At 40.8% G+C, this 25,634-nt stretch carries 32 protein-coding genes; 5 read left to right on the top strand and 27 right to left on the bottom strand.

Features of this window, described 5'->3' with window-relative positions; translation table 11 throughout:
• Positions 1–159: 159 nt before the first annotated feature.
• Positions 160–861, top strand: a complete 702-nt coding sequence (locus HED61_RS06605) for a GntR family transcriptional regulator (protein ID WP_219645613.1) — start codon at positions 160–162, stop codon at positions 859–861.
• Between the two features lie 138 nt (positions 862–999).
• Here the strand turns inward: HED61_RS06605 and HED61_RS06600 are convergent, their stop codons facing one another.
• On the bottom strand, positions 1,000–1,884 hold the full coding sequence (locus HED61_RS06600) for a C40 family peptidase (protein ID WP_219645614.1): 885 nt from the start codon (positions 1,882–1,884) through the stop codon (positions 1,000–1,002).
• A 93-nt stretch (positions 1,885–1,977) separates the two neighbouring features.
• Positions 1,978–3,633 (bottom strand): peptide ABC transporter substrate-binding protein, encoded by a 1,656-nt coding sequence (locus tag HED61_RS06595; RefSeq protein WP_208775172.1) that lies wholly within the window; start codon positions 3,631–3,633, stop codon positions 1,978–1,980.
• 310 nt (positions 3,634–3,943) lie between these two features.
• On the opposite strand from HED61_RS06595, the gene HED61_RS06590 reads away from it, so the two are divergent.
• Positions 3,944–4,288 carry an antibiotic biosynthesis monooxygenase family protein gene (locus tag HED61_RS06590; protein WP_005471964.1) on the top strand — a complete coding sequence of 115 codons (345 nt, stop codon included), beginning with the start codon at positions 3,944–3,946 and terminating at the stop codon, positions 4,286–4,288.
• A gap of 114 nt (positions 4,289–4,402) precedes the next feature.
• On the opposite strand, the gene HED61_RS06585 is transcribed toward HED61_RS06590, so the two are convergent.
• From HED61_RS06585 to rpsP, 23 genes are all read right to left on the bottom strand, one after another.
• Positions 4,403–5,167 (bottom strand): hypothetical protein, encoded by a 765-nt coding sequence (locus tag HED61_RS06585; RefSeq protein WP_219645615.1) that lies wholly within the window; start codon positions 5,165–5,167, stop codon positions 4,403–4,405.
• Between the two features lie 295 nt (positions 5,168–5,462).
• The gene (locus HED61_RS06580; RefSeq protein WP_021149510.1) at positions 5,463–5,690 is read right to left on the bottom strand and encodes a hypothetical protein; all 228 of its coding nucleotides are present in this window, start codon (positions 5,688–5,690) and stop codon (positions 5,463–5,465) included.
• 238 nt (positions 5,691–5,928) lie between these two features.
• The gene (locus HED61_RS06575; RefSeq protein WP_005471961.1) at positions 5,929–6,390 is read right to left on the bottom strand and encodes a GAF domain-containing protein; all 462 of its coding nucleotides are present in this window, start codon (positions 6,388–6,390) and stop codon (positions 5,929–5,931) included.
• A gap of 184 nt (positions 6,391–6,574) precedes the next feature.
• Complete coding sequence (locus HED61_RS06570; RefSeq protein ID WP_003127726.1) at positions 6,575–7,213, bottom strand: NAD(P)H-binding protein; 639 nt, start codon at positions 7,211–7,213, stop codon at positions 6,575–6,577.
• Between the two features lie 130 nt (positions 7,214–7,343).
• Positions 7,344–7,769: an Rrf2 family transcriptional regulator gene (locus tag HED61_RS06565; RefSeq protein ID WP_003127725.1), complete on the bottom strand. Its 426-nt coding sequence runs from the start codon at positions 7,767–7,769 to the stop codon at positions 7,344–7,346.
• Positions 7,770–7,951: 182 nt separating this feature from the next.
• On the bottom strand, positions 7,952–8,356 hold the full coding sequence (locus tag HED61_RS06560) for a PTS sugar transporter subunit IIA (protein WP_003127723.1): 405 nt from the start codon (positions 8,354–8,356) through the stop codon (positions 7,952–7,954).
• A gap of 22 nt (positions 8,357–8,378) precedes the next feature.
• Positions 8,379–9,185 carry a PTS system mannose/fructose/sorbose family transporter subunit IID gene (locus tag HED61_RS06555; protein ID WP_003127721.1) on the bottom strand — a complete coding sequence of 269 codons (807 nt, stop codon included), beginning with the start codon at positions 9,183–9,185 and terminating at the stop codon, positions 8,379–8,381.
• Complete coding sequence (locus HED61_RS06550) at positions 9,175–10,062, bottom strand: PTS mannose/fructose/sorbose/N-acetylgalactosamine transporter subunit IIC (protein WP_219645616.1); 888 nt, start codon at positions 10,060–10,062, stop codon at positions 9,175–9,177. Before HED61_RS06550 ends, HED61_RS06555 begins: the two co-directional genes overlap by 11 nt.
• Before the next feature lie 10 nt (positions 10,063–10,072).
• Entirely contained in the window at positions 10,073–10,552 is a 480-nt protein-coding gene (locus HED61_RS06545; RefSeq protein ID WP_156248137.1) for a PTS system mannose/fructose/N-acetylgalactosamine-transporter subunit IIB, read from the bottom strand.
• Complete coding sequence (locus HED61_RS06540) at positions 10,549–12,330, bottom strand: glycoside hydrolase family 35 protein (protein ID WP_219645617.1); 1,782 nt, start codon at positions 12,328–12,330, stop codon at positions 10,549–10,551. The genes HED61_RS06545 and HED61_RS06540 overlap by 4 nt, the downstream gene beginning before the upstream one ends.
• Before the next feature lie 46 nt (positions 12,331–12,376).
• A complete protein-coding gene (lacD, locus tag HED61_RS06535; protein WP_005471951.1) occupies positions 12,377–13,372 on the bottom strand; it encodes a tagatose-bisphosphate aldolase in 996 nt (331 codons plus the stop codon).
• 15 nt (positions 13,373–13,387) lie between these two features.
• Positions 13,388–14,557 carry an SIS domain-containing protein gene (locus HED61_RS06530; RefSeq protein ID WP_138371671.1) on the bottom strand — a complete coding sequence of 390 codons (1,170 nt, stop codon included), beginning with the start codon at positions 14,555–14,557 and terminating at the stop codon, positions 13,388–13,390.
• A 15-nt stretch (positions 14,558–14,572) separates the two neighbouring features.
• Positions 14,573–15,307, bottom strand: coding sequence for a GntR family transcriptional regulator (locus HED61_RS06525; RefSeq protein WP_060814969.1), 735 nt, complete (start codon positions 15,305–15,307; stop codon positions 14,573–14,575).
• Between the two features lie 652 nt (positions 15,308–15,959).
• Positions 15,960–16,661, bottom strand: a complete 702-nt coding sequence (locus tag HED61_RS06520) for a hypothetical protein (RefSeq protein WP_081131259.1) — start codon at positions 16,659–16,661, stop codon at positions 15,960–15,962.
• A gap of 157 nt (positions 16,662–16,818) precedes the next feature.
• The gene (locus tag HED61_RS06515) at positions 16,819–17,658 is read right to left on the bottom strand and encodes an MBL fold metallo-hydrolase (RefSeq protein WP_138371670.1); all 840 of its coding nucleotides are present in this window, start codon (positions 17,656–17,658) and stop codon (positions 16,819–16,821) included.
• 280 nt (positions 17,659–17,938) lie between these two features.
• Positions 17,939–18,286: a 50S ribosomal protein L19 gene (rplS, locus tag HED61_RS06510; protein ID WP_002357176.1), complete on the bottom strand. Its 348-nt coding sequence runs from the start codon at positions 18,284–18,286 to the stop codon at positions 17,939–17,941.
• Positions 18,287–18,543: 257 nt separating this feature from the next.
• A complete protein-coding gene (trmD, locus tag HED61_RS06505) occupies positions 18,544–19,299 on the bottom strand; it encodes a tRNA (guanosine(37)-N1)-methyltransferase TrmD (RefSeq protein ID WP_003127691.1) in 756 nt (251 codons plus the stop codon).
• Complete coding sequence (rimM, locus tag HED61_RS06500) at positions 19,289–19,813, bottom strand: ribosome maturation factor RimM (protein ID WP_003127690.1); 525 nt, start codon at positions 19,811–19,813, stop codon at positions 19,289–19,291. The genes trmD and rimM overlap by 11 nt, the downstream gene beginning before the upstream one ends.
• A 48-nt stretch (positions 19,814–19,861) precedes the next feature.
• Positions 19,862–20,338, bottom strand: coding sequence for a GNAT family N-acetyltransferase (locus HED61_RS06495; RefSeq protein ID WP_081131251.1), 477 nt, complete (start codon positions 20,336–20,338; stop codon positions 19,862–19,864).
• A gap of 30 nt (positions 20,339–20,368) precedes the next feature.
• Entirely contained in the window at positions 20,369–21,169 is an 801-nt protein-coding gene (locus tag HED61_RS06490) for a hypothetical protein (protein WP_219645618.1), read from the bottom strand.
• 74 nt (positions 21,170–21,243) lie between these two features.
• The gene (locus tag HED61_RS06485; RefSeq protein ID WP_081131250.1) at positions 21,244–21,507 is read right to left on the bottom strand and encodes a hypothetical protein; all 264 of its coding nucleotides are present in this window, start codon (positions 21,505–21,507) and stop codon (positions 21,244–21,246) included.
• A 111-nt stretch (positions 21,508–21,618) separates the two neighbouring features.
• Entirely contained in the window at positions 21,619–21,864 is a 246-nt protein-coding gene (locus HED61_RS06480) for a KH domain-containing protein (protein WP_003127686.1), read from the bottom strand.
• 11 nt (positions 21,865–21,875) lie between these two features.
• A complete protein-coding gene (gene rpsP, locus HED61_RS06475) occupies positions 21,876–22,151 on the bottom strand; it encodes a 30S ribosomal protein S16 (RefSeq protein ID WP_003127685.1) in 276 nt (91 codons plus the stop codon).
• Positions 22,152–22,429: 278 nt separating this feature from the next.
• Here rpsP and HED61_RS06470 point away from each other — a divergent pair, with 278 nt between their 5' ends.
• Entirely contained in the window at positions 22,430–22,981 is a 552-nt protein-coding gene (locus HED61_RS06470; RefSeq protein WP_219645619.1) for an NADPH-dependent FMN reductase, read from the top strand.
• 173 nt (positions 22,982–23,154) lie between these two features.
• Here the strand turns inward: HED61_RS06470 and HED61_RS06465 are convergent, their stop codons facing one another.
• Together HED61_RS06465 and HED61_RS06460 are read right to left on the bottom strand one after the other, a co-directional pair.
• The gene (locus HED61_RS06465) at positions 23,155–23,670 is read right to left on the bottom strand and encodes a dihydrofolate reductase family protein (protein WP_219645620.1); all 516 of its coding nucleotides are present in this window, start codon (positions 23,668–23,670) and stop codon (positions 23,155–23,157) included.
• A 34-nt stretch (positions 23,671–23,704) separates the two neighbouring features.
• Entirely contained in the window at positions 23,705–24,262 is a 558-nt protein-coding gene (locus tag HED61_RS06460; RefSeq protein ID WP_156248143.1) for a DNA-3-methyladenine glycosylase I, read from the bottom strand.
• A gap of 96 nt (positions 24,263–24,358) precedes the next feature.
• Between HED61_RS06460 and HED61_RS06455 the strand changes: the two genes are divergently transcribed.
• Positions 24,359–24,745: a GntR family transcriptional regulator gene (locus tag HED61_RS06455; RefSeq protein WP_003127681.1), complete on the top strand. Its 387-nt coding sequence runs from the start codon at positions 24,359–24,361 to the stop codon at positions 24,743–24,745.
• Positions 24,742–25,623 carry an ABC transporter ATP-binding protein gene (locus HED61_RS06450; RefSeq protein WP_005471930.1) on the top strand — a complete coding sequence of 294 codons (882 nt, stop codon included), beginning with the start codon at positions 24,742–24,744 and terminating at the stop codon, positions 25,621–25,623. Before HED61_RS06455 ends, HED61_RS06450 begins: the two co-directional genes overlap by 4 nt.
• Positions 25,624–25,634 lie beyond the last annotated feature (11 nt).

Genomic DNA, 25,634 nt, shown 5'->3' with positions numbered 1-25,634 from the left:
AACCAAAATAAACAAACCAAATGCAACCGATTACAATCTCAATTTACTGGATTTTTTTCATTCTGTAAATCGTCGAAAGAAGCAAAAAGCTGAGTATGTAAACGTCGAGGTTTACATACTCAGCAAAATCGATTATGCTTCAAAAAAGGAGGAAATGATTTGGCTTACTATCATGATATTGCAGCAGATATTCGTACACAAATCAGTCATGGAAAGTATGAGAAGAATCAGAAGCTGCCTAAACAAACTGAATTAGCCATTACGTATAAAACTAGCCGAGTAACCATTCAAAAGGCGTTGAATTTGTTGCAAGTAGAGGGAATCATCTATGCCAAAAAAGGCACTGGCACTTTTGTCAGTGAAGCCTATTCTACCTTCGATTATAACGCCCGAGTGAACCGCGGATTAACCAAGCGCTTAGGAAAGACTGGCAAACTCACAAGCAGAATCATTTCCTTTGATACGCTTTTGGCTGATGAGCAAGAACAATCAAAATTGAGACTTGGTAAAGAAGATCGAATCTATGATATTGTTCGTTTGCGATTATTGGATGACGTCCCGGTCGCGCTGGAATATACCATTATGCCAATCGCAGTGATTCCCGGCATCACCGAAGAGGTTCTCAAAGCTTCCGTTTATGAATACATTTCCAATACATTGCACTTACCGATTGGCACATCGATTCGAAGGATCAAAGCCGACCGTCCAGATATCTATGACCAGCAGCATTTGATTTGTTCCCCCAATGACCCCATTTTAGAAGTCGAGCAAACGGTTTACTTAGAAAATGGGATACCTTTTGAATTTTCACAATCCCGGCATCGATACGATATGGGTGACTTTATTGTCGCTAATAACTGATCTCTTTTTTTGATCGGTCAAAAAGCCCGCCATTTCTTGCTGCATTCTGCAAAAATGGTGGGCTTTCCTCGGTTACTGCTATTTTTTTGTTTCTATCACTTGCGATTTCTACCTCATTCTTTCTTATTGCGGCTGTTTCTAGTCGATATACCGAGTGACAACTGCCAATTCCGGCTCATAAGCAGAACCAGTGATCTTTGTTTTCATGACTTTGGAGCCTGGGGTCTGTGAGTGGATCATCTCGTCTGCACCTAAATAAAGACCGACGTGATGGACTTTTCCTTTTCCCTCTTCATATGCGAACAACAATAGATCACCTGGCTGCGCCTGTTCATAGGATCGCTGCACACCCGCTTGCGCTTGTTCAATGGTATCCCGAGGAATCAAAATACCATTGACCCGATGCAAACTATACATAAACCCTGAGCAGTCAAAGCCACTGCTGCTGATCCCTGCCCATACATAAGGCAAATCCAGAAATTGTTCTGCCATCTCGATCAATTGTCGGGGAGTTGTTGAGTTTCCTTGATCGATTCGTTGGGCTTGTGTTTTAGAAATTTCAGCTGGTCCTTCAGGTGTCATCACATGATACCACTCAGCGTCCTCAAAAAGCCAATCCAGCAGTGTCCCGAAAGAAAGGATTCTTTGATGATCTTTGAATTGCAGGACAGCAGTTGGTTTGATTACCGCTACCTTCTGATTTTTCCCCAATCCATATTTCTCGTCTATGACAGTCAATACGTTGCTAGGAACATACCCTGGGTAGCCTCGGGGATTTTTATTACTTGCTTGGTCTAAGACAATGATTTCTGCCCATTCTTCTTTTTCTTGAACGACTTCGACAACGGTCCCATAAAGAATCTCTGAATCAACCAAGTCCTCTTCATAGAGAGTCATTGCATCTGCTGCTGATAAAAACGAATGGACTGCTTCTAAAGGTTGCGCATTGATTTTTGTTAAAACTGCATTTTGCTGCGGCTGTTTCCATAAAAAAGTCATAACTGCTTGGACTGCTTTTTTCACTAGGTTCTCCTTTGCTGATTTATTGATCATTTTTGCTTGTGCAATCTGGGGAAAGATGAAAGATCCATCTCTTCTAACTTACTGCTTGTTTCTTTACTCTAGGGAAACATTCTTGTAGTCATAGGCTGCACCGACACTATGGACCACTAAGCCTTTGATTTTTGGGGAACGTAAATGAGCCTCTGCGCTTTGAAATAATGGAATCACACCCAATTTTTCATTCAAAATCTGCTCAGCTTCCACCATATTTTGCCAACGTGCTTGAGGATCGTTGGCATATGCATCGGATGCTTCTGAAATCAAGTTATCATAGGTATCATCCAACCATTTTCCGCGATTGTATGAACTATCTTTTTTGAAAAGTTCCAAGAAATTGATCGGATCTGCATAATCACCGATCCAATTGTTCATGACCATTTCGAAATCTCCGCTGTTGGAACGATCTAATCGCACAGAAAAAGGAACATTGGTCACTTCTACAGTCAATCCTTCAAGGGTCTGTTGAAGCGTTCCTTGAATGTATTCGGCTAATTTCTTTGATTGATCGGTATCTGAGGTGAGTAATTCAAAGGTGAGGGTATCTTTTCCTAGTTCGGATTTTGCTTGCTCCCACAATTTCTTGGCTTGTTCTTCATCATAAGGCAGCGAAGTCCCTGCATCTTTAACAAAATCTGTTTTCGTTTCAGGATTAAAGGCTAGATCAGAAGGAACAAATCCAACAGCTGGAAGTGACCCATTACCTAAAATCTGATCAACGATTTGCTGACGATTAAGGCTATAGGAAATCGCTTGCCGCAACTTTTCATTCCGAAACGGTGAGTCCTCCGCTGCTTGATTCATTTCTAAATACTGGGTCGTCGCGCTCGGTTGAACAACATAATCCTTGTGATTTACATTTTGCATCGCCAGTTCCCCACTCAATGTGATGTCATCTGCTTGCCCGCTTTCATACAAATTATAGCTAGTTGAAGATTCTTTGACGACATCAAACTGAACTCCGGATAACTTCACTGACTCTGCATCCCAATACTCAGGATTTTTCTTGAGTGTCCATTGAATATCTGTACCTGGACCATCATAATCCTCCAATGTGAAAGGACCATTGTAGACTGCATTCGCACTTGTTAAGGCATATTGATCCCCATGTTCTTGAACAACCGCTTCACTCTGCGGGAAAAAAGTAGGAAAAGCGAGTAAAGATTTAAAATAAGGCGTTGCTTTTTCCAATGTAATCTTCAATTCATGACTCGTGACAGCTTCGATCCCTAGTTCACTTTTATCCTTCGTTCCATCGGAAATAGCTGCAGCATTTTTGACTGGTGCTAGCATGTAGGCATAGTTGGAGGCGGTAGCAGGATCAACCGTTCGTTGCCAGCTAAAGACATAATCCTCTGCTGTGACAGGTTCCCCATTGGACCATTTGGCATCTTCTCGTAATTTGATCGTGTACACCACCCCATCTTCACTGACCATTGCGTCTTCACTCGCACCGGCAATCACGGGTTCATTGTTTTCATCGAGGCGATAAAGTCCTTCATAGGCATTGTTCAAGGTAATAAAACTGTAAGAATCGGTTGCTAACGACAAATCGGCGCTCCCCATTTCAGCAGAAAACTGAACATTCAGCATTGGCTGATTGGCATTTGCTGACTTGCTTGAATCTGTGGTTTTCGATGACGGCTGTTGACAGGCTGCTAGAAAAAAACTACAAACGATGAGTGATCCGATAACTCTTGCTTTGGTTGTCATTCTTGACGCCTCCTATTTTTCAGATAATTCTAAAAATTCTGTTTTGTTAAGTGAAGTTTACCGTGATTCGAATCTTTCTGTCAAATTCCCTTACTTGAAAGAATCTTCAAAGATACCTAGAGAAAGGTCCTATGGAGAGTTCTTTCCTAGCTGTTCTTAGGTAGGAAAGAAACATCTTTTTTCACTAGGCAAGTATTTTCCAAGAAAAAAACCGACCTAATTGACAATCATTCTCAATTACAGCTATACTAATTGAAAAATGATGATGCAAAGTCAAATCGTGCATTTACCACAAAAAGGAGTGTTGGTCATGTATATCAAAACTGTGACATTTGAAGTTTTAGCAGAAGCAAAAGAAACATTTTCAGAAAAGATCCGCAAAGATATCGCCTCGATGAAAACGTTTGAAGGCTGTCTCCAATCTGAATGTTGGATCAACGAAAAAAAAGCATCAGTCGATTTTCAACTCGTCTCAAAATGGCAAGAAAAGAAACATTTCCAAGCCTGGCTAAAGCGGCCCGAACACTTGCAAAAACACCGTGAAGCTTATCGTGCAGAAAAAGAAGGAAACGGAAAACCTTCCGTAGTAATAAACAAGAGTGGACAAGATTATTCCTTATTCGACGACTCAATTGTATCTTCCAGCAAGAACTGAGTTGAAACTTATTTCAAGAAAGTTCAGCTAAAAAAGAAGGGCAGCGCTTGCCGATGAGAATCCATTTCATCTGACAAGCGTTGTCCTTCGACTGCGTATCGCGTATTTGTCGTGTCAGCCCACCACGGTTAGTTCGTGGAGTGTCTGCCCGGATGGGTCTTTTAACTGCAACCAACCATTGGTCCCTCCGTAGTAAAGAAACAGACCAACCTCATTGACACTTTTTAAAATAACTTCTTCTATCGTGCAATAATCCTTAATCGCTGCTTGATGATCTTGGCGGATTTTTTCTCCTAAGCGAGCAGAAAATCCCAAGGAACCGTCTTTATTATATGGAATTTCTTCGGCTAATTTTGCCCCTTTTTCGATTCGCATTTCATTGCGCTTTTGCCAATAAACAGTTGCCTGACTTCCTTGATAGTCAATATAGAAAGGTCGATCCTGCAATTCTTTTTTCCATTGATGCCTTGCTTTTGTTTTTTTCACTGGATCAAGGGAAGTGGTATTTTGGTAATAGCCAAGTTTATCTAACAATAAGTCAAAATTTTTTGCGCAAGTTGCAATGATCTCACTTTGCTCACCTGGGACCGCTTCACTTTTTTTCTTCAACAAACCATACTTCTCCTGATAATAATGTGCAAGGTAAGGTGCCTGGATTTCCCAGCTAGGAGTAATACTAATGATTCGATCATGGGGCTGAGTCAAGTCCAGCAATGTATCCGTTGTAATAGCTGTTACCGCATGATTCTTAACAAGAAAAAACACAGTATTATCAAGCTGTGTCACACGATCATGATCTGCAATTTGTAATAAACCTTGTTCATTGGGAAGCTTAAACAGTAACTCCTCTTCTTCTAAGATCACTAATTCAGCTCTCATAACATTCTCCTCCAGGCGTACGATTTTAATTTATTGTACCATCATTAAGTCTTTATTGAAATTTATTGGCCGCCTGGCAGTCTATCGCAGCATACAAAAAACGATGATAGCAGAAAATAGGAGCCGTAACTATTAGGCAAGTATTCTGCCCTTGAAAGTTACTGTCCCAGACAGCAAAGGATACTCTTTGCTGAAAAAATTTGGCTAACATCGTAAATATTATTGATTAAATTGTTATTTTTAATTGTTTAGCTCATTATTTTCCTGTTTTTAAACAATAAGCTTCTGTCTTTTTTTAACTAAAAAAACATTCGACTAAAGCTGGTCCATAGATTTCATTATACCGAGCAACGACTCTTCCACATCGTTCCTCGATTTCGTCATGATCAATGCCATCATATCTTACGACACTCATCACCACACAATTTTCCATTTTGCGGATTACCTCACCGATGATCCTCCTTTGCATACCTACCGGTTTACATTCATACGCTTTTCCTAAAACAATGTTATCACAATTCATAATTTCCACCTTCAAATTTAATTTTTCTAATTATGTTATCATAATATCATCGTTTTTTAATAATTAAAAGCAATACGCATTGATTCGCACAAAAAAACAGTACAGACAAAAAAACCAAACGAATAGAAGTTGCCTCAGAAACAAGCCGGCAATTCAGCAACTTCAGGAACTAAAGTTGCGCTTTCTATCGTTTGGGTATTTCTTTTGTACCAGCGAACACGATTCGCTGCTCGTTTTATCAATTACGCCGTGCAGCTACTAGCGAAGCGGCAAATTTTTCTAAGAAAAGTTGATCGATCTCGTCATAACTACTTGTTTTCGAACTATCGATATCTAATACTCCGATCAGTTGGTCATTGTCCAGCATTGGCACAACGATTTCTGACATTGCTGCCGAGTCACAAGATATGTAGTTCTCATGTTCTTTGACATTATCGACGATCATAGTCTTTTTCTCAGCAGCGGACTCCCCGCAGACCCCTTTTCCTAACTGGATGCGGGTACAAGACACGCGGCCTTGGAAAGGACCTAGAATCAATTCGCCTTCTTGAAACAGATAATAGCCGGCAAAGACCGTATCTGGTAACGTTTCATTCAGCAATGCGGAAGAATTAGCCAGATTCGCTAACCAGTTACTCTCCGCTTCTAACAATCCTTTTAACTGAAGGAGCATCAGCTCGTATGCTTCTTTTTTCTCCATATCCATCACCTCTGCTATTGATTATAAGCAAATCGCAGAGTTTTGTCTTGGTAGAATTCTTGAATTTCGAAAACTCTTTCTTCTAAAATGGTTTCTTTCCTGTTTTCTTGGAAGAAACATTATGAAAACATTACTGTTCTTTCCGCTCCTTTGCTCCTCAAGACCATCCCGATCGTCAAAAAAATCAGGCATCAATAACTGTAAATCTTGTTTGTTGATATTGAGGGACTTCTAACTCATCCAAAATAGCTTTTGCCAATGTTCCGCTAGATGTGACAGATTGTCCGGCATCATTTTGAAGCAAGTGATCTTTTCCTAAAATAGCCGGTTTAGCTTCCCCAGCTTGGAAAAGGTTCCCTGGAGAAATTCCTACCCAATCAACATTTTTAACAGTTAATAAGAAATTGTACTCGTCTAATTGATTTTCTGGAATCGCGATCCAGCTTTCACTATCAGGTGCTTTTTTCAAGTCATTAACATTCAAGTCGCCAGCATCATTCAGTAAACTACCCGCCCCTAAAATGAAGAACAATCTAGTTTTCTTTCCACGGAAAAGATGGATCAAACGGGCTGCTAAGTCGACATGTAGATAGGCTTGATCAGGGCTAGTAGCAAACGCATCAATGATAGCATCAAAACCTTCCAACTCGCCTCTTTTCAATTCAAACGCGTCTTTGGTTATTGTTTTGACAGAATTCCCAAACATTTCCTTTGCTTTTTCTTCATTGCGTACGATAGCTACGACTTCATGTCCTCGTGCGCTTGCTTCCCGATAAATCGCTGAACCAGCATTTCCTGTTGCACCAATAATTCCAATTTTCATTGTTCTCTTCCTTTCATCTTTAAACTTATACATGTAGAAAAACACATGTAACTTTTAAGGTTACATGTTGATTATAAAAAGAAAGCTCCTTTTCGTCAAGCATTTGCTTTTGAAACGGAGCTGTCTCTCTTCATTTTTCAGCAGCCACATTGAGTTTATCTATGATATCTGCTAGTGTGATCTGTTGCATCTCTAACTCAATTTTTTTTTGCAGACGCTCATAGGTCTCATCTAGAACTTCCTGAATGCTACCGCCAATCAAACAATTAGGATTGGTTTTTTTGTCAATATGCAACAATCGTTGGTCCTTTTCAACACTTGAATAAATGTCTAGCAAAGTGATCTCTTCGGGTTTTTTTAGTAATTTAGGTTCAGCTTTTCCCCGTTGACTCTCAATCAAGCCAGCTGTTCGCAAATCACTCATGATTCGGCGGACATAGGCTGGATTGGTCTCGACACTTTGAGCAATTCGATCACTGGATAGATCGGTTCCCTTCAACATTTCAATATAGGCCAGAATATGAATGGCATCGCTGTATTTCGTTGAGTACTTCATCCCTTTGATGTCCCTTCAAAAATATACTTTTAGTTATCATACCTTTTTTTAGGGAATTGTTCAAAGAGTTGGGGCTTTTCAGCGCTTTTTGTCGTTTGGTTAAGGCAAATAGGTGATAGCTAAGAAGTACAGCTAATGCCGGTTTTTCTTTGCTGATCAACTTCTAATGTCTTTGCCTCTGCTTAATCTTCTTCAAAATCTGCTACTGCAGTGAGAAGCGTGTTGACATGTTGGATATTCTCTTTACCAAATTGTTCATAATCCAATGGATCTCCTGTCAATGTGCGGTTGAGGAAGCCAATCACCATCGGCATATTCATTCCTGCATACAGCTCAAATGTCGCACCTTCCATGATTAACCGAGAAGCCGCATTGCATGGGGTTCCTCCTAGCAGATCAGCAAAGACCACAGGGTTTTGACTGTCAGCGATGACAGCTGCTAGTTTTTGGCGAAAATCATCGGCACCTTCTTCTGGTAATAATGGGACTGTCTGGATCTCTGACTGAGGCCCCATGATCATTTCTGTACTTTTTTTCAATTCTTCACAAAACCGGCCATGACTAATCAAGACTAATTGCTTTTCCATCAACTTCCTACCTACTTTCCATCTACTTCGAAATAACTCCTAACGCCGACAGTGCCACACTGACGATCAATACGACGAAAATTGCTTTGGTTGATGTCATGTTTTTCTTTCCTAACATCCAATAGACAATCCCGACAATAGCTGCTGGTAAGAGCCGCGGCAAAATCATATCAATATTGTTTTGCATATTCAATGTGACCTCCCCAATACTTGGTGCCCAAGCAAATTTTACATTGACCATTGTTGCCACTAATGCTCCTACCATAAAAACACCCAGTAATGTCGCTGCATCTGTTAATGCTGTTAAGCGGCTTTGCATGGTTGTCACAAGGGAAATACCTTCTTTATAAGCAAATTCCAGTTGTTTCCAACGAAAGATCATGACTACGATTTGTGCAGCGATCCAGATAAAGATGCCGATCGGATTTCCATTGATGGCCATATTCGCAGCCAATGCACCAAAAATCGTTGGCACTAGGGCTGCGAAAATCGAATCACCGATCGCTGCGAAAGGTCCCATCAACCCGGCTTTCAACCCTGAAATGGTATCTTTTGCCTGAAATCCCTCTTTTTCTTCGATCGCTAGATCAATCCCCGTGATAATGGTATTGAAGAAATTTGATGTATTAAAAAACTGTGTATGCGTTTTCATCATTTCTTTTAATTCAGGGGTGTTGTCCCCATAGATTTTACGTAGTTGCGGCAAAATGGTGTACAAGTAACCTGAGCCTTGCATCCGTTCATAGTTCCATCCTAGTTGGAAACCAAATAGGCTGCGCCGATTGATTTGTTGGAAGTCTTTTTTCGTTAATTTAACATTAGATTTCATCGTCTTCAATCTCTCCTTCCGAATGCTGCTCGTTTTGTGCGGTATTAGTTGCTGGACGTGCTTGTCCATTTTTGTAGCTGATAGCGGCAAGTGCGAAACCAATTAGTGCGATTGCCAACATTGGTAATGCGTTGAAGGTACCGCTGAAATCTTTTACAACACTTGCTACACTGCTGCCCAATAGTTGGATATTGCTAAATACCGTTGTTAATAATGCTGTCAAAACAAAGCCTAAAATAAGATAAGGAAAATGTTTTTTTACTGGTAAATAACGAAGTAAAATTGCAAAACCTACAGCTGGTAAGACTGCTCCGGCAACGGATAATCCATCGCCTAACCACTTTAAATCACCATTCAAATAACCAACAACGTTTTCGACTAATCCGCCACCGAAAGCCAACGCGAGAAATACAGGAACAAGTCGTGATAGCGCCCACGGTGCTGCGCCCAACAAAAAGTTTCGTTCGATGGCTTTGAAATTCATATTTTCCACGTGGGTATCGATTCTATGAGCAAAATACGTATTCGCAAAACGAGCTAAAATATCTAATTGAATCATCAAACTAGCTACCGGTACAGCAATTGCAGCAATTGCCTGTTCTGGATCCATTCCTAATGCAACAGAGAATGCCGTGGCCAAAACCGTTCCCGAATTGGCGTCGATCCGCGAAGCACCGCCAAAAGTCCCTACACCAAGGACTGTCAGTTGCATACTACCACCAATCAATAAACCGGTTGTGATATCTCCCATCACTACCCCTGAAAAAAGACCAGCAAAAACGGGCGCACTCATTGAAGAATAGATCTGTAATTCATCTAGAATCTGATAACCTGCATATAATGATAATAATAAAATTTGCCACCAATGAATTTCCATATTGATTCTCCTATCTTTCTAAAAGGCTCATAAAGTTTTCAGCTTTATCGCTAGGGACCATTTGTGCAAAAAGTTTCACATCTTTGCTAGCAAGTTCTTTGAAATCAGCAATATCTGCGGGAACAACATTGATTGACTTGGTAATAGACTTTGTTTCAGCTGTTTGGGACATGTTTCCAACATTTATTTCAGTGATCGGCACACCTAATTCCACTAGTTTGAGCAAACGGTCAGGTTTTTTAGCAACAATCAACAACCGTTGAGAATCATATCTTCCAGCCAAAATATTGGCAGCTGCTTTCTCAATCGGCAAGATACTTAACTTGACCCCTGCAGGCGTTGCTAATTTCAGGCCACTCTTTTCGATTGGATTTTCTGCTACATCGTCGTCCACAACCATAATTCGGCTAATATTCAGCTTGGTCGTCCATAAGTTTGCCACTTGTCCATGAATCAATCGTCCATCAATACGTACACCAATAATACTCATACTTTTTTCGCCTCCATCGTTTTATAAACCGGTTCTTTTCTCAAATGTACTTTTTTTGCAAAGCAGCCCTCCGTTTCAAAAATAATGATTGTATTTTCCCCATGATTCAAAAATCCGCTTGGTACGTACAATGATAAAATGGGGCCAACTTCCCAAAAGCGTCCAACAGTGACATTGTTGACCAGAACAACTCCTTTGCCGAATCCTGTCAAATCAATAAAAGTATCTCTTTTTTCCTCTAGCACAAAGGAATAACGATAAAACCCGGGTTGTTCTGGATGCCAGTCCCGCGTAAAATCAATTGCTGGTGACTTACTGAAGTCTAGCCAGTAATGAGTCCAGTTGGTCACAAAGTGCAGATCAGCCATCACACCTCTACGAATCCCTTTTCGCTGGGTCTCTGCTGTCAGCTTATGTCCATAGTTGACTCGTCCCATATTTTCTACTAGAATATCCAATTGATTTTCTTCTGCCGCTTGCTTAATCAATAAGTCTTCACCAATTTCTCCTTGATATTGCGTTGCAAGGAATGTTTCATTCAAGAAAATCTGGGCACGATCATTTCCATCAATGATCCGGAGCTTTTCTGTTTCGGCGTCCCGCCGTTTCTTCGTGCGGTACAACAAATAGCCATAAGGATGGTCCAATTGTTCCATCGTTTGCGGATAAACCGTCTTGACCGGCTGACTGATTTGATCGATAACAGAAAACAAACTGACTTTATCTTGTAGTTGAAGTTCCATTGATAGAGATGTTTTGCTGCGCGGTTCGTGCTGTTCATATTCTGGAAAATGTTCTTTTAGCATTTTCTGCAATGCGTAATACTTTGTTGTCGGATTCCCTTGCTCATCCAATGGTGCATCGTAGTCATAGGAAGTGACCTGCGGTAAATCGACTGCGCCTCTAGCCGAACAACCATTCATAAATCCAAAATTGGTTCCCCCGTGAAACATATATAAATTGACACTACCGATTTCCAAAGCTTCTTTGACTGATTCAGCGAGATCATCTGGGTCTCTCCGAATAATTGGTTCATTCCAGCGATTGAACCAGCCATCCCAGAATTCCATACACATCAAAGGCCATTTTTTGTTGTGCTGATCAAAAAAATCCTGCATCGCTGCAAAGTTTTCTTTTGCCCGGGAACCAAAATTCCCTGTGACCAATACATCGTCTTCAATCAAGCTGCCAGCTCGTAAAGCGGCTTGCCAAGGACCATCCGAAGTAAATAAAGGCATATCAATGCCACGGTTTGTCAGCATTTCTTTGATAGCTCTCAAATAAGCTTTTTCTTCACCATATGACCCATATTCGTTTTCCACTTGGATCATTAGAATGTTCCCTCCATGACTCAACTGGTAGGGGATGATTTTTGGAAGTAATACATCGTAGTATTCCGCCACATGCGCTAAATAGCTCGGATCACATGCTCTTAATCGTCCAGACTCCTTTAGTAGCCAAGCAGGTAACCCGCCGAATTCCCATTCGGCGCATATATATGGAGAAGGTCGCAGGATGACATACAGACCAAGCTCTTGTGCCAAGGACAAAAAACGCTCTAAATCAAGAATGCCTTCAAACTGAAATAACCCTTTATGCGGTTCGTGCAAATTCCAAGGCACATAGGTTTCGACGGTATTAAATCCAAGCGCTTTCAAATTATAAAGAGAGTGCTCCCAATCATCCGGATGGACCCGAAAATAATGAATCGCACCAGATAGTAGTTTAAAAGGAGAACCATTCATTAAAAACTCTTCTTTTATTTCAAACGTAGCCATGTTCTGCTCCCATTCATTAGTAGTCAGCTTTGCAAGGTGAATTGCTCTATTGGACTGGCTGTACTACTTTCTCATGCCACGAAACGGCAGTTTCTCTTATCACTTCATTCAATTGACGAATGTTTTGTGTCCCTTGTTCTGTCAGCCATTCTAAAGTTGCCGCTTCTCCTTTTTCAACAAAAGGAGCGACTGCATCTTTCCAAGTTGCTCTGCCACAGAGTACACCGTTGAATCGTGCCCCAGCATCTTTGGCAAAACGCAATGTTTCCATGAATAATGCCGCTGAGACCCCAGCACTTAAGAAGATATATGGCAAATCTGTTGCGTCGCTTTGTTCTTTAAAATAAGCGGCAGCTTCTTGACGTGTATAGGCGATCTCCCCTGTTGCACCCCCTTCAACAAATGACATGTTTACTGGTACTTCAACCTTTAAGACATCTACTTTATACTGGGTTTTCGAGAATTCTTTCATCATTTCGATCACTTTGCGCGGCTTTGCTTTGGCATAGGAAAGCGATTTCGTATCTACATTTTTAGCATCATATGACAATAACTCTAAATAAAATGGCAGTCCTTCAGCCATGCATTCGCTTCCAATTCGTTCAACAAAAACTTGCTTGTGAAAATTGATTTCCTCTTCTTCATCGCAATCGTAATACAGCAAAAATTTCACCGCATCAGCACCTGATTCTTTAAACCGAATAACTGAACAATCCGGAAGCAAATCAGGAAAGCGACCAGGAACGGTTTGATCGTAACCGGTTTTCTCATATGCTAGCAAAAGACCGCTCTCTGCTGCACGTTTTTGTGCAGCAGGCAACCCATATTCTGGATCCAATAAAATGGCTGAGGCATAGGGCGTCAATTCTTGTGAAATCAGGGTTTTAAACCGCTCAATCGTTTCTTTCGTCGCTTCCATCCCTAAAGCTGACATCATTTTCTTCAGTGCACCACGCTGATCAATCGCCAGGGCGGTAATAATGCCTTCCGGCGTCGATAAACGTTCCATTGCTTGTCTTTTATTTTCGGACCATTCTAACATGCTTCACACTCTTTCCTAATTTTCATATGGATAAATCGTTACACCTTTGACCACACGATTGACTGTTCCACTTGGCGATGGTGTATCTGGTGTATTACCAACCTTCACCGAACAAAGTAATGCGATCGTTTGGGCTACCATGATATCTGCTAAAGCAAGATAGCCATCCGGCAGTAACGAATCTGCAGCTAACTCAAAGGAATCACCACTAAACAATGAACCCTTTTGACCAATTCCAACAACGCGTTGGGCAATACCGTCATTTTTGATTTCGTCCAGCATATCTACATCGTATTTCTGCGTATATGAGTCATTGCTGACAAACAGGAAAACCAATGTTTGCTCATTGACAAAAGATTTGGGACCATGTCTGAATCCTAAAGATGTATCAAAAACGGTTGCGATTTTTCCAGCAGTTAACTCGAGAACTTTTAATTGCGCTTCTCTAGTCAATCCGCCTAAGCTTCCCGAACCTAAGTAAATGATGCGATGAAAGTCTGATGCCAGATACCCTTGGATCTCTGATTCTCGTTGGATGACTTCTTCTCCTAGTCGACTTAATTGATGAACATATCTTTCTTTTTGCTGATTGCTTGCTTGATCAAAAATAAGTAGCGCAGTCAGCGTCATACAGCTGAAACTGCTTGTCATAGCAAAACCAGCGTCATTGGCTTTGTTTGGCATTAGTAAAACTAGATTTTCTTTTTTTGTAGGCATTTGTGTAGCCAATAATCCGTCTGGTGCACAGGTGATCACGATATGATAGATCTTGTTGACCAGCTGATTGGCCATCTTAACTGCGGCTAGACTTTCTGGACTATTTCCACTGCGGGCAAATGAGACCAAGATCGTTGTCTCATCAGGAATCAGGTATTCTTTTGGCGTAGCAACGATATCGGTCGAACCAATACTTTGAAAAATGAACTGGTTCGTATTTCCTTGACTAGTAAGAAACGGAATTAGTGTATCCCCCACATATTGAGAGGTTCCGGCCCCTGTAAAAATGACGCGGATCGGTCGCTCTCCAGCATGTTGTTTCGCATCCGTAAACAAACGATCTAGATCTGCGACTATTTCTTGATAACGGTCAAACGTCTCATGCCACAGTTCCGGTTGTTGTCGAATTTCTCGGGTAGTATTTTCTGCTCCTAGCTTTTGCAGTTCTTCTTTTGACAACATAAACATTTTCTTTCCTCCAATTCAGTTAGTGGAACGCAGATGCCTGATCTTATAATGAAACTTATCGGCCCGTGCCACACTTAATGTAAATTCAATCACTTCGTTCTCGAGATTATAGGTTGAGCGAACTAAATGGAGCACTGGTGATCCTTCTGGAATATTTAGCAGCTCACTATCTTCTTTCTGGGCAATACTGGCATAAAATTCTTCGTCAGCCGATCGTACCATTTGATTGAAATCTTCAGAAAACAAATCGTATAACGGTTTTATCGATAGCAGTTCCCGAGATAGTGTCATAAATAGCTTCACTGGCAAATAGGATTTCTCGATCATCATTGGCAGATCGTCGGCTAAACGCAAACGGTCTAACTGAAACAAAGGTTCACCTAATTGAACATTCATATGCCCCGCTAAATACTTGGTTGCTTCAATCTTCTTGAAGGCCAATATCTTGGTTTCAGGATGTTTGCCCATTGCCCGCATTTGTTCGGTAAAACTATATGCGCCAGCTAGATCAGTCGCATTTGTCCTTAATTCCGAAACAAAGGTTCCTTTTCCATGTTGTCGATAAATGTAGCCCATTTTTTCCAGTTCTTGCAATGCTAGTCGCACCGTCGTGCGACTAACGCCATAAAAACTGGTCAACTCTCTTTCTGATGGCAGCTTATCATGAGCGACCATACTGTTTTCGATTCGTTGTTTCAATATTTCTACCAGCTGATAATAAAGTGATTTTGATTGAAATGTATTTTGCATCGATGTCTCTCCTAACTGGTTATAACCACAATACAAGTATAGTAGTGGTATTTTTTATGAGTCAATACTAAGAACAGTTTTTTTTGTATTTTCATTTTTGGTCTTGTTAATATGATTGGTATCATTGACTTTAACAGGCATAAAAGAAAATGAAAAATGATTTTCCAACTATTTTCATTCAAGAACAACTTCTATTTTTTTATTTTTCGCACTTCAACTGGTATCTTTTTTTTATTAGCTACACTCCTTCATCAGCAAGCGGTTTATCTCAGACTATCAAAAAAAGCGAATCGAGGAGATCAAATATAGGTCCTCAACTCGCTTATTAAACTGACGATAGCGTTATACGTGCTAGACGATTTCCAAGTGGCTCAAAGATAGCTCTCCACCCCTGTCATATGCGGTAATAATCATTTCTGAAGCTGATAGATCCGTTATTTGCTGATAAGTTCACCCATTGTGAGAAGTAATTGGCAACAGAGATCCCTTTTTCAGTCAATCACTTGAGATCCATCCATTCTTGCTTCATTCGACTATTGTGATATGATTGGCCATTGAATCAGCATGTTTCTGCCCCCTGCAATCCATTGAGCCGCAAGTAAAACAACCTGATTCATTTCTAAAAGATGATTATTCTTCCACAATAGCATCTTTATCCTTCCCAGTTAATCGAATATAAGCTATTTAGAAATTCTTCCCATACTTCTTTTTTTATATCACTCTCTAAGACAAACTCAAAAACTTTTTCAATCTTTAAATTATCGTCATCTAGTCCTGCATACCATTTGTAATCAGGGGCCTCATTTTTCATACGATCCTCAAATAACTTTTCTATACATTTGTCAGTAAGAAAGTTATCTGTTTCTTGACTTGTTCGTTTGTAGAATTTCCATATATTGCCATTTGTATACAAAACTTTTTTAAACCATAGTATTTGTCCTAAGAGTTGGCCTAAATCTTGATTCAGTTCATTTCCTGGTTTTTTTGCTTTCTCAAATTCTGATATTAGATCGATTGATTCTAGATCTAATAGCTTCTCATCGACATTTTTTACTTCAACGCAGCCATAAATCAAATTTTTATTCGCTATATTTACACTTCCCCCGGCAAGATTATCTGAATTATCAAACCGTTCATCCAAGATGACAAAATCAGGAAATGAAGATAAGCCATAGAATATCTGACCTTTTGGACTCCTACTTCGCAAGCTTACATCTCTTAAAGATAGCCTAGACATATTTTTGCCAGCCTTAATCATTTCCGCAACTAGATGATATAGGTCATTTTCAATCCAGTTTTGTCTTTTAATCAGGTTTAATTCTCGCATATAGTATTCAAATTTCTGATTTCTCATGAAAAATCATTCCTCTTTATTTACTCATTTCTCTAGCACCTAAATCTCGCTGGACATCGTTTCCCACTTAACACGCTATTTTCATGATCTATTTTTATTGTTTGCCTCCCTTATGAGTTGTTGACATTCAGTATTCAGGAATTAATCGTCAGACGGATTAAAGATGGATCTCCAACCCGTCATATGCGGTAATGATCATTTCTGAATCTGAGAGATCTGCCATCTCTTGATAGGTTCTCCCTCCATTGTGAGAGAAATGATTGGCGACAAAGATCGTCTTTTCAGTCGCTAACTTGCGATCCATCAGCTCCTGTTTCATTTGAATATTTTGCGACCAATTCATATGATTGGCCATCTGGTCAGCATTGGTCTGCCCCGTGCAATCCATTGATACACAATCAAAAATAAACTTATTTGCTTCTAAAAAAGCAAACATCTCTTCCGTCAAGTAGCCTGTATCGTGTCCATAGAGAAGTGTTTTGCCTGTTGGATCTTTGATGACATAGATAAAACAATCTTCGGCAAAATGACCATGTTGTGCCGGTAAAGAATACACTTCATAGCCATTGATCCATGTTTTTTGATACGCTTCCAAAAGATGATACGTCAGGCGTTGTTCATCGTAACGTCCTTCCAATTGGAACGCTCGGTCATAAAAACCTTTCACATAGGCATTGCCATAGACAGCCAATTGAGTCGTGATCCCATTGGCATATCCGGACATTCGATAAGCTAAATCTTCTCCGTAAAAATGATCTGAGTGCCAGTGGGTCAGCAATAATGCTTCGACGCGATTATAATCCACTCGACCACTCAATCGGTGCAGGTAACTGTCCCCAGGAAAATCGATCAAAAGCTTGCCATCATCCAACAACGCTTGCGTTTGGGTCCGAATCTCCCGGCCTTTTTTCTCCATCGCATGACGGCAGATCCTACAATTACAAAATATGGCTGGAACACGTTCTGCCGCAGCAGTACCCAAATAAGTGACTTTCATCCTCATCCCTCATTTCAATTTTTATCTTTGTTTAGGTATAGCATAATTTTTATCGACTTTCATGACTTTTTCGAGATTCTAATCAAACTTTTCTTCGGATTCAATCGAATCCTCAGTCAGAACAAAAGACAATTTTCGGGATACTGTTAAAAAATATGCAGCTACATGATCAGCCTTATTTACTTGCGCATAAGGTATTAAAGCAAATGATAGACCCCTCCTGACCAAAAGAAAAAAGCCCTTGAAAACAAGGGCTTTTGCTTCATCTGATAATAAATGATTAACGACGAATTTCTTTGATACGAGCTGCTTTTCCGTGTAATGCACGCAAGTAGTACAATTTTGCACGACGTACTTTACCGTAACGAACAACTTCGATTTGTGCAACACGTGGTGTGTGCAATGGGAAGGTACGTTCAACACCTACACCATTTGATACTTTACGAACGGTATAAGTTTCGCTAATACCAGCTCCGCGGCGTTTGATAACAACACCTTCAAATAACTGGATACGTTCGCGCGTTCCTTCAACAACTTTCGCATGAACGCGAACAGTGTCCCCAGGACGGAAAGCTGGGATGTCAGTACGTAATTGTTCTTGAGTTAATTCTTGAATCAATGGATTCATCTTTATCATTCTCCTTATTCCCAAACATTCTTAAAGCAATTTGCTCCAGCGGAATATCGTAATAGTTGAGTTTACACTCACTGAAATATCTTACCATAACTTTCCAGCTCATGTAAAGACAAATTTCTTGTCACCAGCTTTTTTTCCCGACATTTATTTTGTCTCTATAAAAAAGACAACGGACTAGACTGGTGCTTCTAGTATCCGTTGTGGTGGTTTCATTTGATTGCAGGTGCGATTCTAGATACTGAGATTTCTTACTTTGATTCATCCTCTGCCGAAGCTTCTTCGTCGATCTCTTGTAGCATTTTTTTCATTTCTGCTGTTAGGGGATAATCCGCCAACATATCAGGTCGCCGATGATAAGTTCGTCTCAAGGATTCTTTTAAGCGCCATTCTTCGATCAGTTTGTGGTTGCCGTTCATCAAGACTGGTGGGACCGTCATCCCTTGAAATTCTGCTGGTCGCGTGTACTGCGGGTGTTCAAGCAACCCTGTGGAGTGGGAATCAGTCTGCGCAGACGTCTCGTTTCCTAGCACTTCAGGCAGCAAACGAACGGTCGCATCGATCATCACCATCGCGCCTAATTCGCCACCAGTCAAAACATAATCCCCGAGAGAAACTTCATCCGTCACTAGCGAACGAATTCGTTCATCATACCCTTCATAATGTCCGCAGATAAATACCAGATGCTCTTCTTGCGAAAAAGATTCGGCCATTTTTTGATCGAATTTCTTACCGGCAGGGTCTAACAAGATAATACGTTTTTTGGTTTGCGGGGTGGCAGTTTCGATCGCTTTTAAATTATCATAGATCGGCTGAACTTTCAGCAGCATCCCTGCCCCTCCGCCATAAGGGTAGTCATCTACTGTTTGGTGTTTGTTGTCCGAAAATTCGCGAAAGTTTGAGACATTGATTTCTAGAAGCTCTTTTTCCCGAGCTTTTCCAATGATCGATTCCCCCATTGGGCCGTCAAACATTCTTGGGAATAAGGTTAAAACATCAATCCTCATCATCCAACAACCCTTCTGGGATCTCAATATGCACTTCGCCTTTATCCAAATCAATTTGCTTTACCACTGATTCGATGTAGGGAATCAACGCATCTTTTTTGCCTTTGCGTTGGACTACCCAAACATCATTGGCACCGGGAGATAGGATTTCTTTGATTTTTCCTAGTTCTCTGGCTTGCTCATCAATGACGGTCAAGCCGATGATTTCATGATAGTAATATTCATTTTCTGTTAGTTCGCTTAATTCGTCTTTTGAAACTTTTAAGATACCGTCTCGCAAAGGTTCCACATCATTGATCGTGGGGTATCCCTCGAATGTCAATAAATCAAAATTCTTGTGTTTACGATGACCAGCGACGGTTAATTCCAGCGGTGCTTTATTTTCTCGAAACAGTGTTAATCGTTGCCCTTTACGGTAGCGTTCTTCTGGGAAATCGGTTTGCGAGATTACTCGTACTTCTCCCCGGATTCCGTGGGTATTGACAATTTTTCCTACATTTAAAAATTCAGTCACGATTGGTCCTCATTTCCTTTATAATCCTTCTCATTTTAGCATGGGCAGTTAAGGAATTCTAGTGTTTTCCCGAGGAGGAACTGCTTGGATCATCAACAAGCATGGATTTTCCGCTCCCCAAAGGGTGGGAAAAGTTTCCACTGGCAAGAATCCCATAGATCGATAAAAGTTTCGTGTACGCTGATAATATTGGTCTGGATGCGTCTCTGCCAATGTCTTAACCTGTAAAAAGGCCATACTTTCTCGTTGGCACCAACGGATGGCTTCTTGGATCAATTGGCTGCCGATTCCTTGATGGTGATCGGCTTTCAATACGCCCATAACATAGATCTCAGCAGTCGCTGGACTTGTTTTTACAAGGGTCAAAAAACCTTTGTTTTCTACTACGATCATTTCTTGATAGGCACTTTTTTCAATATAATCGGCAGTGCTTTCAGGCAGACCGAACCATTCCGGCAAATCAGCCAGAATGGTTTGTGCGATCTGTTTCTTTTCTTGAGGATCAGATAAATACGTAATTTGCATGACTTCCTCCTACACGTTAGATTGGCTCTTTTATTGATTCATTGAGACAGCCATTTTCAATGCGGATAAAGGATCTTGATGTTGCAAGGTATAAGTGATCTTACCGTCTTGCCAAGAAACGCTGTTAGCCGTGTAATCTGATTTTCCCATATCAATGGTGATTTGACCAATTCCTGGAGCGGGCAGCATAGCTTCTTCTAAATAGGCCACGATTTTTTTTGCTACTGGCACGGGATCTTGATTTTCTTGATTGACTGCTCGTACCGTCAAGTTCCAATTGCCTTCTTGCCAACTTAGATAACTGGAACCAGCTGCACCTTGCATATGACCAGTGATGTTATGTCCTAGATCGACCGCCTGTCCGCCTTCATCAAGGTTCGCATGTACAGCCTCCGCCGCTTGGTCTTCATTTTCGTAAGCAGCATTTTTGTAGCTAGCGATTGGTGTCTCATTGTTCAATGATGGATCATTCAATTCTCGTTGATCATTTAACTGATAATAGAGGATAGAGAGTTGATCTGCCCCTTCGTCGGTTGCAGCATTCAAGGTCTTTTGCTCCGTCAGCGCCACCTCTGATGGCAAGCGATCCTGCGGAAAAGCAGCTGACAACTGATCCAGTGTTCCTGCTTGGGTAACTGTCTTACTTGAAGTTTGCGCGGCACTGCTGGAGGCTGCCTCACTACTACTGCTACTGCTTTCAGAAGAAATGGTTGTACTAGTATGAGTGCTTGAATGGGTTGACTCAGACTTATCCGTATTATTTTTCGTGTCGCATCCTGCTAATGCCCCAATGGCCAATACTGTCACTAGGAGACCTATTTCTTTTTTCATGATGATTTCCCCCTTTTTATAGAGCATACCTTTTCCAAAATAAAAAGACAAACAACTTTGCTTGTCTCCTGTTCCTAGCTAATCCTATTCGAAATCCAGCTTTGCAAGGCTTGCCAGCCGTCTTTTACCCATTGAATTCCTTGGTCCAAATAAGTTGGTAGTTGGTCCCAGCGGAAATCTCGTGTCCATTGACTAACTTGTGTAAAGATGACATCCCGATAGATCCATAGTAAAAATAGCAAAAACAATACGCCTAATGTGCGCCAGATAAATGACCCCACTTTATAAATAAAGATCAAAACAAAAATAAATAGGATCCATGCAATCACTTGTGACATACTCCCGCCTCCTTTTTTTTATTATCTCAAAAATCAGCCGATCTGTCATAGGTCTTGAGCATGAACTAACAGGATAGAAAAAAAGCATCACTCAATGAGTGATGCGATCAATTACTTTCCATCAATGATATTTAAACGGACCTTTTTGGGGCCGTTGGTGCGAACCCCGTAAACGATCGTCCGGATTGCTTTAGCCACCCGACCTTGTTTACCAATGATTCGTCCGATATCTTCCGGAGCAACTGTAAGATTATATTCAAAGAAATCTTCTGATTCAACCACATCAAGCTGGATCTCCTCAGGTTTGGTCACTAATGGTGAAACGATCGTTAAGACTAATTCTTGCAAATCATTCATCCGTCGTCACCTTATTTCTTAGTGAATTTAGCTTCGTGGTGTTTTTTCATTACGCCTTCTTTTGAAAGAATATTGCGTACTGTATCAGAAGGTTGCGCACCTTTTGATAACCAATCAAGAATCAAATCTTCTTTGATTGTCACTTCAGCTGGGTCTTGCAAAGGATTGTAAGTACCTACTGTTTCGATGAAACGTCCGTCACGAGGAGAACGTGAATCTGCTACGACAATACGGTAAAAAGGTTTCTTTTTAGAACCCATGCGTTTTAAACGAATTTTTACTGCCATTATTTACACCTCCATTGTTTTAATCACAAGAGCTAGTTTAACAGGTTTTACTGACGGTGTAAAGAGTTTTTTCTTTACAGTCTCTTTTTTTCTGTTTCTTTCTTCTATAGGTTATCTTTTGCCAGATTTTCCTGCAACGCGTATCATTAGAGAGAGACAGTCATTATAGCTGAGAGATCGCTTTATGACTGGATTTTTTAGGCAAATGCTTTTTATTTGTCAGTTTTACTTACTTTTGGTAAGATAAAACATGTAAAAGATATGAGGAGGAATTCAACATGACAAAAAAAATTGGTTTTATCGTTGGTAGTTTACGCGAAGGCTCTTATAACAAGCTGGTAGCGAAGAAATTTGCAGAATTATTGCCAGAAGGTTTCGAAGCTGTCTTTTTAGAAATCGGCAATCTCCCATTTTATAATGAAGACTTGGAAGTAGAAGGCGAAGTGCCTACTGAATGGACAACATTCCGTAATGAATTGCAAAGTGTGGACGGTGTATTCTTCTTTACACCAGAGTACAATCGTTCTGTACCAGCAGCATTGAAAAATGCCTTGGATGTCGGTTCACGTCCTTATGGAGCAAGCAGCTGGAGCGGGAAACCTGCTTTAGTCGTAAGTGTTTCACCAGGTGCGATCGCTGGTTTTGGTGCGAACCATCACCTGCGTCAATCATTGGTATTCTTAGATATGCCGACTTTGCAACAACCAGAAGCTTATATCGGTGGAATCATGAACTTGATCGATGAAAACAATACGATCAAAGAAGATACCGTCAACTTCTTCCAAACAATCGTTGACAACTACATCGACTTGTTTAACCGTTACAACTAAAAACCGGTCACGATTTTGTGACAGTCAGATAAGAAACGCACACTCACTGATCTATCCCATAAGGGAAACCAGTGAGTGTGCGTTTTTTTGCTGGATGGTTCAATGTAAACTCTGAGTGAATCATAAGGAAGTATCTGCAACACAGAAAAAGAGAAACTCAGAAAGCAAGCCATCTATTTCCGTTGATAGTGGATCTCTACGAGTTCACCCATTTGCGTCATATCCACGAATTGTAAACGAGTAGTATACTCTCCTGGCTCAAACAAGCGCTTGCCTGTTCCTAATAACACAGGAGCGATCTGTACATACCATTCATCAATCAGATCTGCTTCCAATAAAGGGTGCAATAACTTTCCACCGCCAACCAACCAAACCGTTTTCTCTTTTTTCAATTGTGATAAAAAAGCAACCGGGTCTTGATCCACAACTACTGCGTCCGTTAAATCGGTCTGCATCTGACGGGAAAACACATAATTTTCTTTTTCTGGATAGAGCTTCTCCGTCGCCAACATTTTTTTGGCTTCTTCGTACGTCTTACGGCCCATCACTGTTGCATCAATCGTTTCAAAAAATTTCTCATACGTAGTACTTGTCCCCGTATCGGTCTCCAACAACCAGTCCAATTGATCCTTTGCTCCAGCTAAATAGCCATCTAAACTGATAGCGCCATAAAAAACCAGTTTTCCCATATATGACTCCTCCTCGATTTTTCTCGTCTTCTTTCTAACGTTCCTCGTAACAGATACAGCTTGTCAGGTGATCGTTAACCATTCCTACAGCTTCCATGAATGCATAGATTGTCGTCGTTCCTACAAACTTAAAGCCACGGGCTTTCAAATCTTTCGCCAAGCGATCAGAAATTGGTGAATGGGTGGGTACTTCTGATTGTGTTTGAAAATGATTGATGACGGGTCGATGGTCGACATAACGCCATAAAAAATCAGAAAAACTGCCGATTTCTTGCTGAATCGCTAATACGAGTTGTGCATTATGAACTGCCGCTTCTATTTTTCTGCGATTACGAATAATACCGGGATCATCCATCAGTGCTAGAATTTTCTCCTCCGAGTAATTGGCTACTGTCTCAATATCAAAGTGATCATATGCTTGATCAAAATTTGCCATCTTGTTCAAAATCGTTTGCCAACTCAGCCCTGCTTGATTCATATCTAAAACCAACTTACGAAACAACTGCTGATCATCATACTCCGGTTTCCCCCAGACATGATCATGGTACTCTTGCATTGCGGGACTACTTGTTGCCCAACCACAACGAGTCATAGTCACTCCTCCTTTTTGTCTTATTTTAGCAAAAGTTCTTTACTTTTGATAGTGTACTACGTATACTAGTACACATAAATGAAAGGGGCTGAGTACATGGTCATGATCAACAAGACAAGCAGCAAACCTTATTACGAGCAGCTGATATTGAGCATCAAAGAAGACATCTTGCATGGTGTTTTGAGACCGGGTGATCAAATTCCTTCGGTTCGTGAGATGGCCAAACGCTTGTTGATGAATCCAAATACCGTCAGCAAGGCCTACAAAATATTAGAAAATGAGCAGGTCTTGATCACCATCAAAGGCAAAGGAACGTTTGTCAAAGCACTGGATAGTGTTCCACGCGACGAGCGGCGCATCCAACAATTAAAAGAACGATTGAAAGAATTAGTGATCGAGGCAGGACATTTGCAGATCAGCATCCAAGAAATCACTGCTTGGGTCACTGTTTTTGAAGAAGAACTGGGAGGGATCAATAAATGAACCTAGAAGGCGTTACAAAGAAAATTGAAGGGACTACTATTCTAGAAGATGTTACATTTTCATTGCGCAAAAATGAAATCGTTGGCTTGATTGGGCGCAACGGCTCTGGAAAAACCACGCTTTTCCGTACACTCTCAGGACAGTACGCTTTAGACGGCGGCGAAATCATGATTGATGGTCAATCATTGGCTCAGAAGCCACAACTAAAGGAAAACTTATTTTATATCGATGAAAAAGAGAACTTTTTAGCGGCGTATTCATTGAAAAAAATCAATGCCTTTTATCGTCTCGCTTATTCCCACTTTAATCAAAACCTTTATCTTGAGCTGATGCAGAGCAATGGATTGCCGCTTGGCCATTCGTATCGCCGAATGTCTAAAGGCATGCAAGGATTGTATAAAATGATCTTAGCCATTGCTTCAAATGCCGATTACTTGCTATTGGACGAACCTTTTGACGGTTTAGATATTATTGTACGCAAAAAGGTCATTGGCCTTTTGTTAGAAAACTTGAGTGAATCTAATCGCACAGCCATCATCGCTTCTCATAATCTAAATGAGCTTGAGAACATTATCGACCGAGCCCTTTTAATCAAAGGAAGAACAATCGCTAAAGATTATCGGTTAGAAACGATGCGGGAAAATGCCCGTAAAATTCAATTCGTCTTTCGTGGGAAACAGGTACCGCCAATGATCAAACAGCATTCGAAATTGATCAATCGTCAAGGGCGGGTGATTGTTGCTTTGTTCGAAGAATACGACGCGGCATTAGAAGAACAGATCCGGCAACTAGAGCCGTTGCTCTTTGAAGAACTCCCATTGACCTTGGAAGATTTATTTGAAGCCAATTTGAGTCAAGAATCCTTGTTGAAAGGTTAGAGGTGAAAGAA

Source organism: Enterococcus gallinarum (genome assembly GCF_021496385.1).
Lineage (GTDB): Bacteria > Bacillota > Bacilli > Lactobacillales > Enterococcaceae > Enterococcus_D > Enterococcus_D gallinarum.
The sequence above is the reverse complement of the archived record's forward strand: the minus strand, read 5'-3'. Positions and strand labels throughout refer to the sequence as shown.